Raw genomic sequence first — 14267 nt, forward strand, 5'->3', positions numbered from 1 at the left:
GCCGAGAAGCAGGATCATCCGGGACGGCGGCCTGGTCGTCTCGAGTCCGGTCTATCGCCGCGGCAAGCCCTCTCTGGCGTAGGTTCGACCCGTGAGTCAGCTGCGGATCGCGACGTTCAACCTCCTGCACGGCCAGCCGATGGACACCGAGGGGAGACCTCTGCCCGACTCCCTCCACGCGGGAGATCCCGCCGCACCGCTGGCCGAGGCGGTCGCCGCGCTGAACGCGGACGTGCTCGCTCTCCAGGAGGTCGACCGCTTCCAGGAGCGCTCCGGCCTGGTCGACCAGGCCGCCATCGCCGCGAAAGCGCTCGGCGCGCGGGACTACCGCTTCGCCGCAGCGGTCGTCGGCCGCCCCGCGCCGGTCGCCGGCTGGGTACACGCCCCCGACGCGACCGCACTGCGCGTCTACGGCCCCGACACCCCGGACCGCGACGCGGACCAGCCCGCCTACGGGACAGCGCTGATCACGCGCCTCCCGGTACTGCACTGGCGCGCCCGGCGCTTTCCGGCCGCGCCGTTCGGCCTGCCGCTGCGCGTCGCCGGGCGACGCGGGCTGACCCCCGTGCCGGACGAGCCGCGCGCCGCACTGGCAGCGGTGCTGGAGGGCCCGGCCGGTCCGTTCACGGCGCTGGCGGCGCACCTGTCCTTCGTCCCCGGCTGGAACATGGGCCAGCTGGCCGGAATGCGCCGGTGGATCGCGGACCTCCCCGCGCCGTACCTGCTGCTGGGCGACTTCAACCTGATCGGCCCGGTCCCGCGCACCGTCCTCGGCGGCGCCTCGGTTGTCGACGGCAGCCGGCTCCGCCCGGGAAACCGCCGCCCGCACCGGGCGGCGTCACCGCGCGTCCGCCTCCAGGGCTGGCGCGACCTGGCCCGGACCCCGACCTACCCGGCCCACAAGCCGGCGGTCCAGTTCGACCATGTCCTCGCCGTCGGCGTCCCCCGCTCCGCGGTCCAACGCATCGAGACTCCGACGACGGGCGTCTCCGACCACCGCCCGCTGCTGGTCCAGCTCTCCTTCGGCAGCCAGCCCCAGCGGACGGCCGGACCCGCGACCTGACCCACGGCAGCCACCCGAGCTCCGGCACCCGCGGCCGCGACGTCTGCTGCGGCACCGGAACGCGGGCCGGACAGGCGAAGACTTGGGCTACGCGGCCGGAGACCGGACCGCGTGGGCCAGGCTCCGCGAGCTTCGGCCAGGCGAGAGGCCCAGAGCTTGGGCCAGGCCAATTTCAGAGACCATCGGGTCAGGCAGCCCGGGGCCGAACCCGGGGCCGCCGCTCGCGGTTCGAGGCTCGGGCCACACGGCCCAAGGCCGAGCCGGAGCCCCGTCATACTTCGAGGCTCGCTCGGGCCACACCGCCGGAGGCCGGGCCGGCGGGAGTGGTTGAGGCGGGCGCCTGTTTCGGCGGGCCGCGCTGCGCCGCGGGTGGGCGGTCGGGCTCAGTCCGCGTGACCCTGGGGGGTCGTCTGGTCGTGGACCGCGCGCGGGTGGACGACCGAGCGGACCGCAAGGGCCGTGCCGGGGGTCGGCACCGGCGCGTACTGAAGCAGCAGCATCGCCGCGTCGTCGCCGAGCTGGTGGCCGACGTGCCTGCGCACGTCCTCGTGCAGGCGATCGAGCACCTCCGCCGGGGCGTCCGCGCTCGCGCAGTCGGGGACCCGCTCCGCCAACGGGTAGAAGACGCCCCAGCTGTTGCGCGCCTCGATGACCCCGTCGGTGTAGAGCAGCAGCCGGTCCTCCTCCATGAGCGTCAGCCGCAGGATCGGCGGCTCGACGTCCTCGGGCTCCAGCACGCCCAGCGGCGGGACGTTGGCCGGCGGGTCGAGGAAGCGGACCGGGGTGCCCTTCCGCAGCAGGAGCGGCGCGGGGTGTCCGCAGTTGACGATCTCCACCACCGCGTCCGGGCGGACGCCGACCAGCACCAGGGTCACGAACTCCTCGTCGCTGCCCTCGTGCTCGCCGCCGTTCTCGTGCAGCGCGCGGCCGAGGCTGTCCGCGAGCCAGGCGGCCACCTTGTCCAGTGCCGGCTCCTGGTGCGCGGCCTCGCGGAACGCGCCCAGGATGGCCGCCGCCGTCTCCACCGCGGCCAGGCCCTTGCCGCGCACGTCGCCGATCACCGCGCGTACGCCGTAGCGCGTCTGTACCACCTCGTAGAGATCGCCGCCGATGCGGGCGTGCGCGGCCGCGGCCGCGTAGTGCACAGCCGCGCGGACCGGACCGATCCGCTCAGGGATCGAGCGCAGCAGGATGCGCTGCGCCACCTCGGAGACCAGCTGGGCGTCGGCCAGGGCCCGCTCCTGGCGGTTCCGCAGCATCACACTCGTCGCACCGATCGCGCTGATCAGCACGATCGCCAGCACGCTGGCCGTGTGGACGGAGGCCGACATCGTCCGGTCCTCGGCTGCGATGCCGAAGGCCTCGCCCATCGTCACACCGCCGACCAGCAGCGGGAACCAGAGGCTGTTGCTCACCACGGCCGCCAGCGCCGGACCCGCCGTCAAAGCAGGCTCGAAGGTCACGTTGGGGTTGTTGCTGGCACGGTCGAGAACAAAGACCAAAGCCACCCCGACAAAGGGCAGCAGCAATACCCCCCGGCCCCAACGGCTGAGGTGGCGGAACCTTCCGGCGGCAGTCAACGTCGTTTCTCCTGCGGGCGCTGTGCAACGAGGGTCGGGTGTCGAGTGCGGGCGGCCCGACGGGACGCCCCTACCGCGGCCAGAAATAGTTCAAAGTTGGATCGAAGTTGACTGGTTAACGACCCCACATTAGGCGCGAAATGGACAGGCTGCACAGTCCTTTCACAAAGCCTCCGTGGCCCCTCCACCTATCTGCTCCCCATTTGGAGTAATGGCGTCGAGCAGTGCTTCCAGGGCCTCACGACCGGGCAATGCCTCGGGCCGAACGACCGTCCCACTGCGAACATACAGAAAGGCCGCCGAGACGCGATCCAGCGGAAGCCGCTCCCGCTCGGCCCAGGCCAGACGGTAAACCACCAGCTGCAGTGGGTCGGCCGTCTCGCGCAGATTGGTCTTCCAGTCGACGACCTCGAAGCCGTGCTCCGTCCGGTAGACGGCGTCGATCCGGCCGCGCACGACGCGGCCGCCGAGCAACAGCTGGAACGGCTCCTCGACGCGGTGCGGCGTGCGCCCGGCGTACTCGCTGCGCAGGAACGCCTCCTTGAGCCGCTCCAGATCCCGCTCGTCCTCGACGCCGGAGTCGTCCAGGCCCGGCAGCGCGTCCTCGCCGAGCAGCAGCAGCGGCTCGACAGCCAGGCGAGACTCCACCCAGGCGTGGAACCGCGTCCCGCGCCGCGCGGCAGGCTGCGGCGGCCGTGGCAGGGGCCGGGCCAGCTCGCGGGCGAAACCCTCCGGATCCGCGGCGACGCGAAGCAGTTGGGAGGCCGAAAGGGAGCGCGGCAGCGGCACCTCCCGCACCCGGCTGCGGGCGCGGCGGAGCTCCCCGGAGAGCAGCTCGAGATCGCGGTCCCAGCTCGCGACCAGACGCCGCTCCTCCGGCGTCTCCACGGCCGGGGACTCCTCACCGAGCGGACCGGCCAGCACGCGCTCGCCCGCGCGTCGGCGAGCCGCCTGGGCGGAGGCGTCGAGCGGGAGCGGCCAGGCGTGCTCGACGCCGGTGTCCAGGGCCGGGTTGGAGGCGCCCTCAGCCGGCGGTTCGCCCCATGCCTCGATCTCGACTCCGCTCTGCGGCCGCTGCTCGGCGAACTCGCGCAGCGCCGTCAGGAACTCCGAAGGACCACGCGGGCGCTTCTGGGTGGGCCCCCACCAGTGGCCAGAGGCGTAGAGCCTGGCGCGCGGGCGGGTGAAGGCGACGTAGCCGAGGCGCAGCTCCTCCGTCGCCGCGTGCTGCTTCATCTCCGCCTCGAAGGCCTTCAGGCCCGCCGCCGTCCACGCCGGGTCGGCGGCCAGGGAGGCGGCGTCGCCCCGCAGGGCGTGCGGCAGCACCTCCGCGCGGGCCGTCCACCGCTCACGCCCGGTGCCGCTCGGGAACGCGCCCTTGACCAGGCCGGGGACGAAGACGACGTCCCACTCCAGGCCCTTGGACTTGTGAGCGGTGAGCACCTTCACTGTGTCGTCGCCGCCGGGCAAGGAGGGGGTCCCCCCACCGGAGGTAGGGGGATTGTCGAGACCGCGGTCGTACTCCTGCGCCGTGCGCAGGAAGCCGAGGAAGGCGCCGAGGGAAGGGTCCCCGTCGAGGTCGGCGAAGCCGGCGGCGATGTCGAGGAAGGCGGAGAGCGTCTCGCGGCGACGGGCGGCGAGGGCGTGCGGAGAGGCGGAGAGCTCGACCTCCAGGCCGGTGACGGTCAGCACCCGGTGCAGCACGTCCATCAGCGGCTCCGCCAGCGCGCGGCGCAGCTCGCGGATCTCGGCGCCCAGCCGCTCGAACCGGGCTGCGGCCTCGGCCGAGAAGGGGAGCTCGGGCTCACCGGCCTGCCCGGGATAGAGGAACGACTCCAGCGCGTCCGCGAGCGAGACGATCTCCGTGGGATCGGCCTCGGCGACAGCCTCGGCCAGCTTGTCCGTCCGGCCGTCCGGCACCGACGCCACGCGGACCAGGTCACGGGCTCGGCGGCCGAGCAGCGCCAGATCACGCGGCCCGATCCGCCAGCGCGGCCCGACCAGCAGCCGGACCAGCGCCGCATTGGCCGTCGGATCCTGCAGCACCTCGCAGGTGGCGACGAGATCCGCGACCTCGGGGAGGTGCAGCAGCCCGGAGAGGCCGACGACCTCGACCGGGACGTCCCGCGCGACGAGGGCTGCGTGGACGTCGGGGAAGAGCTCGCGTCCGCCGCGGCAGAGCACGGCGATCCGGCCGGGCGCGGTGCCGGTCCGGACCAGGTGGGCGATGCTGTCGGCCAGCCAGTCGATCTCACCCTCGTGCGTCTCCAGCAGGGCGCAGCTCAGCCCGCCGGACAGCTCCTCCCCCGGCGCGGGGCGCAGCGCGGCGACGCCCTCGTGCATCGCGCGCAGCGGCGCGGCGAGATCGTTGGCGAAGGCGAGCAAGCGGCCGCCGGAGCGGCGGTTCTCGCTGAGCGAGTAGCGCGCGGCGGCCGTGTCGTCGGCGTGGCGGAAGTGGTGCGGGAACTCGTCCAGGTTGGCGACCGAGGCTCCCCGCCAGCCGTAGATCGCCTGGCACGGGTCTCCCACGGCGGTGACCGGGTGGCCGCTGCCGTCGCCGAAGAGCCCGGCGAGGAGCAGCCGCTGGGCCACGGAGGTGTCCTGGTACTCGTCGAGCAGCACGACGGCGAACTGCTCCCGCAGCAGCGCGCCCACCTCGGGCCGGGACTGGGCCAGGCGGGCGCAGGCGGCGATCTGGTCGCCGAAGTCCATCAGCTGCGCCTCGCGCTTGCGCGCGCGGTACCGGGTGACGAGTTCGGTCAGTTCGCGCCGGGCCTCGGCCGCGACCGGGACGGCGCGCAGCGTCTCGTTGCTGAGCTTCACCCCGTCCAGGCGGGCCAGCAGCGCGGTGTCGTACGCGGCGAGGCGCTCCGGCTCGACCAGGTGCTCGGCCAGCTCGCCGTCGAGCTTGACCAGCTTGGCGATGAGCGAAGAGACCCCGTCCTTGAGCGCGGGATAGGGGCCCGGTGCCTGCCGCAGCACCCGCGCGGCGAGCTGGAACCGCGTGGCGTCGGCGAGCAGCCGGGCGTCCGGCTCCAGACCGATCCGCAGGCCGTGGTCCTTGAGGAGCCGCCCGGCGAAGGCGTGGTACGTCGAGATCTCGGGCTCGCCGAGCTCCACGCCGGCCTCACCCGCCGGCTCCCGCTCGGGCTCGGCGACGCCGGCCTGGCGCAGGGCCTTCCGCACGCGCTCGGAGAGCTCGGCGGCAGCCTTGTTGGTGAAGGTCAGCCCGAGCACCTGCGCGGGCCGGACCTGTCCGGTGCCGACGAGCCAGACCACGCGCGCCGCCATCACCGTCGTCTTGCCGGATCCCGCGCCCGCGACGATCACCGCGGGGGCGAGCGGCGCGGTGATCGCACGCAGCTGCTCCGCGGTGAACGGGATCCCGAGGAGCTCCTTGAGCTCTTCGGGACTGGTGAGGGGGCCGGGCATGACTCACACGCTAGCGCGGGGGTCTGTCAGAACCCGAACTTCGATCCGGGCACGGTCAGCGACGCATGCGGGGCGGTGATCACCGCGGGCTTGTTGTAGTCGAGGAAGTCGATCTGCCCGCCGCTCGCGCCCGGCATGCTCAGCCGGACGAGGTGCGGAGTCGTGGTGTCCGTGATGTAGGCGGTGCCCTGGACCGGGTCCTGCACGGCCACCACGGACTGCCCGTCAATCGTGCTGCCGGCACCACGGGTCATCCCGCTCGCGTTGCCGAAGTGGCCCGCCAGCGTCTTGGCGTCACAGAGCGTGGCGAAATTGCCGAACGCCTTGCTGGAGATCGTCGTCCCGATGTACTTGCCTTCGATCTCGGTCAACTTGCTGCCGTGCGCCCCGACGCCGACCCAGAAGGCCTTGTCCGGCAAGACCCAGAGCTTGGTGCCGAGCAGCGTCATCTTGAACGAACCCTTGCTGCCCATCGCGATGGTGCCGGCACAGCCTTTGCCCGCGACCAGCTGCAGGTTCAGCGTCATCTTGCGGCTGCTCGAGGTCACGTTCCCCACGAGCCGGACCGAGGCGGCGGAACCGAGATCGGCCACCGAGTTGGACGCCAGGGCGTCCGCGCTCACGCCCGTCGGACTGGGCGTGGAGCTCACAGCGCCCGCGTTGCTGCTCGGCGTGGACGACCCGCCGAGCATCGAGCACGCGGAGCTTCCGAGCATGACGGCGAGGCAGGCGGCGGTAGCGCCCAATATGCGCTGGTAGGTGTGCATATGACGTGAATTCCTTGAATCGAGCGGTAGCGAGGCGCATATGTTTGCACACCCCATCCATGCCGGCCCCGCCTCCCCCTACTCGACGACCTGGCGCCCCTCCGGCCGCGCCGAACAGCTGCCGTGGAAGGAGCAGTGGCCGCACTGGTCGCCCGTCGTCGGCACGAAGCGCTCGCGCACGATCCGGTCCGCCGCCTCCGCCAGCAGGCCCTCGATCCACTCGGCGCCCTCCGTCAGCGAAGCCTGGCTCTGGACACGCGGCGCGTCGGGCTCCGCCTTGGACGCGGGCTGGCGCAGCTGGACCAGCTCCGCGCCGCCCGGCGCCGGGTGACCGCCGTCGACATCGCTGACGTCGCCGAATGCCTCGTCCACCGCCCCCTCGCGGACGGCGAGCTGATAGACGCCCAGCTGTGGGTGGGCCAACACCTGGCTCTGCGTGGGCGTGCGGCGACCGGTCTTGAAGTCGACGACGTAGGCCGCGCCCGTCGACTCCTCCCGCTCGACGCGGTCCATCGTGCCGCGGATGCGCACCGCGTAGGGGCCCGCCTTGAGTTCCACGTCGAAGGGCTGCTCGGTGCCCACCGGCACCCGGCCGCGCTCGGCCGCGTGCCAGACCAGGAAGCGTTCGAGCGCGGCGCGCGCCTCGCCCTTCTCCTGGTCGGACTTCCACGGCGCGTCGAAGGCCAGCGCGTCCCAGACACGGTCCAGACGGGCCATCAGCACGTCCAGATCGGCGGGTGTACGGCCCGCGCCGACCTCTTCGGCGAGCACGTGCACGACGTTGCCGAAGCCCTGCGCTCCGCTCGACGCCTCCTGCGCCCGCACCTCGCGGCCGAGGAACCACTGGAGCGCGCAGGCGTCGACGGACTCGAGTGCGCTGCCGGAGAGCTCCACCGGCCGGGCCGGGTCGCGCACCGGCACGATGTTCTCGGTCACGTCGGCCATGCCCCACCAACGGTGCGGATTCGCTGCTGGGACGAGCGGCGCCCCGTCCTCGTCCGTCAGCGCGCCGAGCCTGGCCAGGCGCTCGGCCGCCGCCTCGCGCAGTCGGGGGGAGGCTGTCCCGTCCACGCTCGTCGCGCGCAGTTCGGCGACGAGCGCCGCAACCGAGAGCGCGCGGCGCGGCCGCTGCGCGACGTCCTCGACGCGGACCTCGGGCACGCGGGTGCCGTCCGGGCGCTCCCGGTAGAGCTCGCGCAGGAATCGGGACGGCTCGTCGCCGTCCTCGGCGGCGGCCTGGACCGCGGTGACGACCAGCCGCTCCTTCGCGCGCGTGACCGCCACGTAGAAGAGGCGACGCTCCTCGGCGAGGAGGGCGCTCTGCGGCATGGGCTCTGCCAGGCCGTCCACGCCGATCCGATCCGCCTCCAGCAGCGAGCCGCGCCGGCGCAGGTCGGGCCAGACGCCCTCCTGCACACCGGCGACGACGACCAGCGGCCACTCCAGGCCCTTGGCACGGTGGGCGGTCATCAGCCGGACAGCATCGGGGCGGACGGCGCGGCCGGAGAGCGTGTCGGCGGCGATGTCCTGCTGTTCGAGCTCGGCGAGGAAGTTCAGCGCGCCGCGGGGACCGTGTGCATGCGTCTCGGCGCGGGCGGCGGTCTCGAAGAGCGCACAGAGCGCGTCGAGATCCCGGTCGGCGTTCCGACCGGCCGGACCGCCGCGGAGCGCGGCGCGCTCCAGCCGCTCGCGCCAGGACGTGCTCGCCTCCCACAGCGCCCACAGCGCCTCCTCGGCGGTGGCACCGCCGGCCAGCAGCTCCCGCACCTTGCGAAGCAGCAGCCCGAGCTCCCGGGCCCGCCGCGCGGCGTGCCCGGGCAACGTCACGAGCCGCTCGGGCTCCGCGAGGGCCTCCCTGATCAGCGCCTCCGCCGACCTCACCGCGCGCCGCCGCTCCGGCGGCAGGCCCCTCAGCTCCGCGCGCTCCTCTTCGCGCAGCACCCGCCCGAGCCGCCGCAGATCCCCCCCGTCGAGCGCTGCCAACGGCCCGGCCAGCAACTGCTGCGCAACCTCGGCGGTCAGCGGATCGCCATCCCCGGCGCCCCCGCCCGCCCCCACATCGGCTCCGCCGGACACAACGTGGCCCTCACTCTCAGCCGGGACCGGGACCGTCGGGGCAGGCGCACCGGGCACGACCGGGGCCACGCCGGAGGCGCCAGCCGCCTGGCCCGACGTGGGCAGGTCGGCACCCGTCCCGCTCGAGCGATGCGCACCGGCCGGGGCCGGGATCGTCGGCGCAGGCACCCCGGCCGCTCCCCCGACCGAGGCGCCAGGCACAGCGAGAGCCACGCCGGAGGCGGGAGCCGCCTCGCCGGAGGCGCCACCCACCGGATCGGCCGCGGGCAGCTCGCCGGCTGGCCCACCGAGGCTGTGCCCACCGACCGGGGCCGGGACCGTCGGCGCAGGCACACCAGCCGCCTCGCCCGGGTCGGAATCCGGTGCACCGAGGGCGGGGTCACGAACTGGGGTTGTGGCCGGAGCCCAGTCCTGGGTGCCGAGGTGGGCGGTCTCGCCGGACGGGTCATCAGGCAGGCCCGGCGGCACTGACTCTCCGTCGGAATCCGTCGGCGCGGACGGTGCCGGGACCAGGCCGGAGGCCGCTCGGCGGGAGTGGGCGGCGCCGAGGGCGCAGAGGCGGAGGGCGGAGAGAAGGGGTGCCACCGCCGGTTCGGCGTGGAGGGGGAGGTCGTCGCCGTCGATCTCGACGGGGACGCCGGACGAGGTGAGCGCGCGGCGCAGCCCCGGCAGGGAGCGGCCGCCGGCGCGGACCAGGACGGCCATGTCGCCCCACGGCAGCCCCTGCTCCAGGTGGGCGCGGCGCAGCAGGTCCGCGATGTTGTCGAGCTCGGCGCCCGGTGTCGGGAAGGTCAGGATCTCGACCGAACCGCCCTCCCGGGACGGGATCAGCCGACGGTGTGCCTCCAGGGCCGCCGTGGGCAGCCGCCCCGCGGGGAGACGCTCGGCCAGCACCCGGCTGGAAGCCAGCAGCCGGGCGCCCGCCCGACGTGAGACGCGCAACACCCGGATCGGTGCTGGCGTGCCGTCCGCCCGCGGGAACTGGTGCGGGAAGTCGAGGATGCCGTTCACGTCCGCGCCGCGGAACGCGTAGATCGACTGGTCCGGATCCCCCACCGCCACCAGCTCGCGGCCCTCGCCGGCCAGCGCGCGCAGCAGGCGGACCTGGGAGGGGTCGGTGTCCTGGTACTCGTCGACGAAGACCACCTGGAACGCGCGCCGCAGTTGCTCCGCCACCTCCGGCCGCTCGGCCAGCAGCACTGCGCGCTGCACCAGCTCCGCGTAGTCGAGCACGCCCTGGAGATCCAGCACGTCGAGGTACTCCGCCAGGAAGCCCGCCGCAGCCCGCCAGTCGGGACGCCCGACCTGCTCCGCGAAGCGCGCCAGCGCCGCCCCGCCCAGGCCGAGCTCGCGCGCCCGGGCCAGCACCGCGCGGACCTCGTCCGCGAAGCCGCGCGTGGTCAGCGCGGCCCGCAGCTCCGCGGGCCAGTCCAGGCCGCCACCGTGCCGGGCGTCCTCCGCACCGCCCGCGAGCAGCTCACGGACCATCACGTCCTGCTCCGGGCCGGAGAGCAGTCGCAGTGGCTCCGCATAGTGGTCCGGCTCCTGGTGCGCGCGCAGCAGCGCGTAGCAGAAGGAGTGGAAGGTCGTCGCCTGCGGGACCGCGCCGCCGCCCACTCGGGCGGTGATCCGGTCCCGGAGCTCGACGGCGGCCTTCCTGCTGAAGGTCAGGACCAGGATCTCCTCGGCAGGGACGCCCTCCGCGATCCGGGCGGCGACCGCCTCGACGAGCGTCGTCGTCTTGCCCGTGCCCGGCCCTGCGAGAACGAGCAGCGGACCGCCGCGATGATCCACGACCGCCTGCTGGTAGCCGTCCAGGGCAGGGACGATCGCGGGCGTGACCGGCTCGCGCACGAGGCGGTACGCGCCGGCGGGAACGGAGCTGGTCATGGGCGTGGTCCAGGGGAAGAACAGCGGCTGCGCGGAGGGACGGGGTGCGCCTCACGCGCTCCGCCCGGTAGCGAGCCTACGATCCTGCCCCGACAACCACTGCCTTGTCCCCCGCTTCGCGGGATTCATCACGTTCCGAAGCACGCGCTCCGCCTCGAGAGAATCACTCGGACCGCTCGAATCGCTCGGATCACTCAGCTCGACCGGATCACCCGGAACGCCCGTCCCAGCGGGCCCGGCGCAGGTCCACGCGGGGCATGTGCTGCCCGGCGACCTCGCGCAGGGGCGTGCCCTCGACCCGATACTGCTCCAGCGCGCGCAGTTCGTGGCCCGGCAGCAGCCGACCGTCAGCGCGGATCACCCGCCACCACGGAACCGGTCCGCCGTAGAGCGCCATCACCCGCCCGACCTGCCGTGGCCCGCCTTCGCCGACATACTCGGCCACGTCCCCGTAGGTCATCACTCGTCCGGCCGGAATGATCTCCGCCACTTCCAGCACGCGCTCCGCGTAGGGCGGCAGCTCCGTCCCCGGCGCCTCTTCGTTCACATCCAGCATTCTGGCGCACGCCTACGACAGCACGTGCGGAACGGATACACCCACGGGGGAAACCCGCCGAGAACGTCCTCGCTCACCCGGCCGGGGGAATGTAGCATCCGCCGAGGGTCGGGATGGGGAGGCCTCACCGCCGCGCGCTCGATCCGACCGTGCCACCCTTGAATGACCTGAGGGGACCCTGAGGGGACGATGGCAGGCGGACGGACAGAAGGCATACAGGTACAGATGACCGGATCGAGCGCGAGCGCGGGCCATTCCGCCGACGCGTCCCGAGGCGTGCCCGAGCCCGCTGCAGAGCCTGCTGCAGAGCCCCCGTCCGAACCTGCTGTCGATTTGGTGAAGCGTTCCGCCTCCGTGCCGGCCGAACGCCCGGCACCGCACGCCACCCCCCACCCCGACGAGTTCGACGGGCCCGACCAGGTCACCGTCGCCGTCAACGAGCCACTGCTCGCCGCGCGCACACCGCCCCTCCGACCTTCTGCGCTTCCTGCTCGGGCTGCTCGGCATCGCCGGCGTGCTGGTGCTCGCCAGCATCGCCACCTCGACCACGAACGGGCTGACCACCGACATCACCTCCGGGGCGACCCGGCTGCCCAGCTTCCTGGTCACCATCACCAGCTTCTTCTCCACGGCCGCCGTGCTCGTCGTGCCGGTGGCCTTCGCCGTCGAGCGGCTGATCAAGCGTGACGGTCTCCGCGTCGCCGACGGCGTGCTCGCCGCCGTACTCGCGCACGGGCTCTCGCTCGGCATCGACCTCTGGGTCGTCCGCGCGGCGCCGCAATCGATCAGGTCCGCCCTCGTCGTGGGCAACTCCGACCCGGTCCACGGCTATCTGACGCCGGTCATCGCCTATATGACCGCCGTCGGCATGGCGAGCCGGCCCCGCTGGCGGGTCGCGCTCTGGCTCGTGGTGCTGCTCGACAGCCTGTCCGAACTGGTGAGCGCGAACACCACGCCGCTCTCGATCGCCATCACCATCCTGCTCGGCCTGACCGTCGCCTACGGCACCCTCTACGCCGTCGGCAGCCCGAACGTCCGGCCGACCGGAGAGCACCTGCTCGCCGGGCTGCGCAAGGTCGGCTTCGACCCGATCACCGCGCACCGCTCCCCCGACGGCCCCGAGGGCACCCGCCGCTACCTGGTCGTCCAACAGGTCGGCCCGCCCCTCGACGTCCACGTCATCGACCGGGAGCAGCAGGCCTCCGGCTTCTTCTACCGGTTCTGGCGACGGTTGCGGCTGCGCGCCGTGGCCACCCGCTCCAGTCCGCAGTCGCTGCGTCAGGCGCTGGAGCAGGAGGCTTTGATCGCCTACGCGGCGAACGCCGCCGGCGCGCACTCGCCGCACCTGATCGCCACCTCGGAGCTCGGTCCGGACGCGGTGATCCTGGTCTACGAGCGGATCGAGGGGCGGGCCTTCGCAGACATCGCCGACGAGGAGATCACCGACAAGATCCTGGTCGACGCCTGGACCTCGGTGCGGACCCTGCACGACCGCCGGATCGCGCACCGCCAGCTCACCGCCAAGGCGCTGCTGGTCACCGAGGACTCCGGCACCTGCCTGGTCAACCTGGCCGGCGGCGACATCGCGGCCGGGGACCTGGCCCTGCGCATGGACGTGGCGCAGCTGCTGACCACCTTCGCGCTGCGGGTCGGCCCGGAGCGCGCGGTCACCTCCGCGACGGAGGTGCTGGGTACCAACCGGACGGCGGCGGCGCTGCCGATGCTGCAGCCGGTGGGGCTGAGCCGCTCCACCCGCCAGGATCTGAAGGTCTATCACCGGCACCGGAAGGCGGAGGTGCAGGCCGAGCGGGACGCCCAGATCGCGGCCGGCGTGAAGGTCGAGGAGGCCCTGGAGGCCAGCCCGGACCCCGCCGACCTGCTCTCGCTGATCCGCGAGGAGATCCTGGCGCTGGTGCCGCAGGCTCCGGTGGAGCCCGCCAAGTTGGAGCGGCTCAGGCCGAAGACCCTGATCAGCCTGATCGCCGGTGCATTCGCCGCGTACCTGCTGGTCGGCCAGCTGACCAACAACCCGCTGACCCATCTCGCCCACGCCCAGTGGGGCTGGATCGCCGTCGCGGCGGGCGCGTCGGCCGCGAGCTACCTCGGCGCGGCGATGAGCCTGGCCGGCTTCGTGCCGGAGCAGTTGCCCTTCTGGCGGACCATCGCCGCCCAGGTGGCCGGCTCCTTCGTGAAGCTGGTGGCCCCTGCGGCCGTCGGCGGTGTCGCCCTGAACGCCCGCTTCCTGCAGCGGGCCGGTGTCCGGCCCGGCCAGGCGGTCGCCAGCGTCGGCGCCTCGCAGCTGGTCGGCCTGGCCATGCACATCGTGCTGCTGCTGGGCTTCGGCTTCATCGCGGGCACGGCCAGCAGCTCGGACGTGCCCTCGGCGCGGACCGTGATCACCGTGCTGCTGGTGGCGGCGGTCGTGGTGCTGATCGTGGCCGCGATCCCGCCGCTGCGGCGCTGGCTCTTCCAGCAGCTGCGGCTCCTCTTCGTCGGGGTGATCCCCCGCATGCTCGACCTCTTGCGGACGCCGTCCAAGCTGGCCACCGGCTTCGGCGGCATCGTGCTGGTCTCGCTGGCCTTCATCGCCTGCCTGGACGCCTGCGTCCGCGCCTTCGGCGGATCGGCGGGCTTCGCGGCGATCGCCGTCGTCTACCTGGCGGGCAACGCGGCGGGCTCGGCGGTGCCGGTGCCCGGCGGCATCGGCACGATCGACGCGGCGCTGATCCTGCTGCTGAGCTCGGCGGCGGGCGTGCCGGGTTCGATCGCGGGTCCGGCGGTGCTGATGTTCCGCATCCTGACCTTCTGGTTCCCGGTGCTGCCGGGCTGGCTCTGCTTCGGATACCTGCAGCGCAAGGGCGGCCTGTAGCACGGAGACGAACGAACGCCCTCCCGGCCGAGGC

The 14267-nt window shown here is 73.5% G+C and carries 7 protein-coding genes; 2 read left to right on the forward strand and 5 right to left on the reverse strand.

Annotation, left to right across the window (positions count from 1 at the left end; translation table 11 throughout):
• The first annotated feature begins 91 nt into the window (after positions 1–91).
• Positions 92–1063, forward strand: a complete 972-nt coding sequence (locus tag ABIA32_RS10520; RefSeq protein WP_370093728.1) for an endonuclease/exonuclease/phosphatase family protein — start codon at positions 92–94, stop codon at positions 1061–1063.
• A 383-nt stretch (positions 1064–1446) separates the two neighbouring features.
• Here the strand turns inward: ABIA32_RS10520 and ABIA32_RS10525 are convergent, their stop codons facing one another.
• The 5 genes from ABIA32_RS10525 to ABIA32_RS10545 all read right to left on the reverse strand — a co-directional run bounded on the left by ABIA32_RS10525 (position 1447) and on the right by ABIA32_RS10545 (position 11364).
• Complete coding sequence (locus tag ABIA32_RS10525; protein WP_370093729.1) at positions 1447–2526, reverse strand: PP2C family protein-serine/threonine phosphatase; 1080 nt, start codon at positions 2524–2526, stop codon at positions 1447–1449.
• Between the two features lie 279 nt (positions 2527–2805).
• Positions 2806–6075 (reverse strand): UvrD-helicase domain-containing protein, encoded by a 3270-nt coding sequence (locus ABIA32_RS10530; protein WP_370093730.1) that lies wholly within the window; start codon positions 6073–6075, stop codon positions 2806–2808.
• A gap of 26 nt (positions 6076–6101) precedes the next feature.
• Positions 6102–6842: a hypothetical protein gene (locus ABIA32_RS10535; protein ID WP_370093731.1), complete on the reverse strand. Its 741-nt coding sequence runs from the start codon at positions 6840–6842 to the stop codon at positions 6102–6104.
• Positions 6843–6920: 78 nt separating this feature from the next.
• On the reverse strand, positions 6921–10808 hold the full coding sequence (locus ABIA32_RS10540) for a UvrD-helicase domain-containing protein (RefSeq protein WP_370093732.1): 3888 nt from the start codon (positions 10806–10808) through the stop codon (positions 6921–6923).
• A gap of 208 nt (positions 10809–11016) precedes the next feature.
• Positions 11017–11364 (reverse strand): MGMT family protein, encoded by a 348-nt coding sequence (locus ABIA32_RS10545; RefSeq protein WP_370093733.1) that lies wholly within the window; start codon positions 11362–11364, stop codon positions 11017–11019.
• Between the two features lie 514 nt (positions 11365–11878).
• Here ABIA32_RS10545 and ABIA32_RS10550 point away from each other — a divergent pair.
• Positions 11879–14233, forward strand: a complete 2355-nt coding sequence (locus ABIA32_RS10550) for a lysylphosphatidylglycerol synthase domain-containing protein (RefSeq protein WP_370093734.1) — start codon at positions 11879–11881, stop codon at positions 14231–14233.
• The last annotated feature ends 34 nt before the right edge of the window (positions 14234–14267 follow it).

The organism is Streptacidiphilus sp. MAP12-20 (genome assembly GCF_041262525.1).
Classification (GTDB): Bacteria; Actinomycetota; Actinomycetes; order Streptomycetales; family Streptomycetaceae; genus Streptacidiphilus.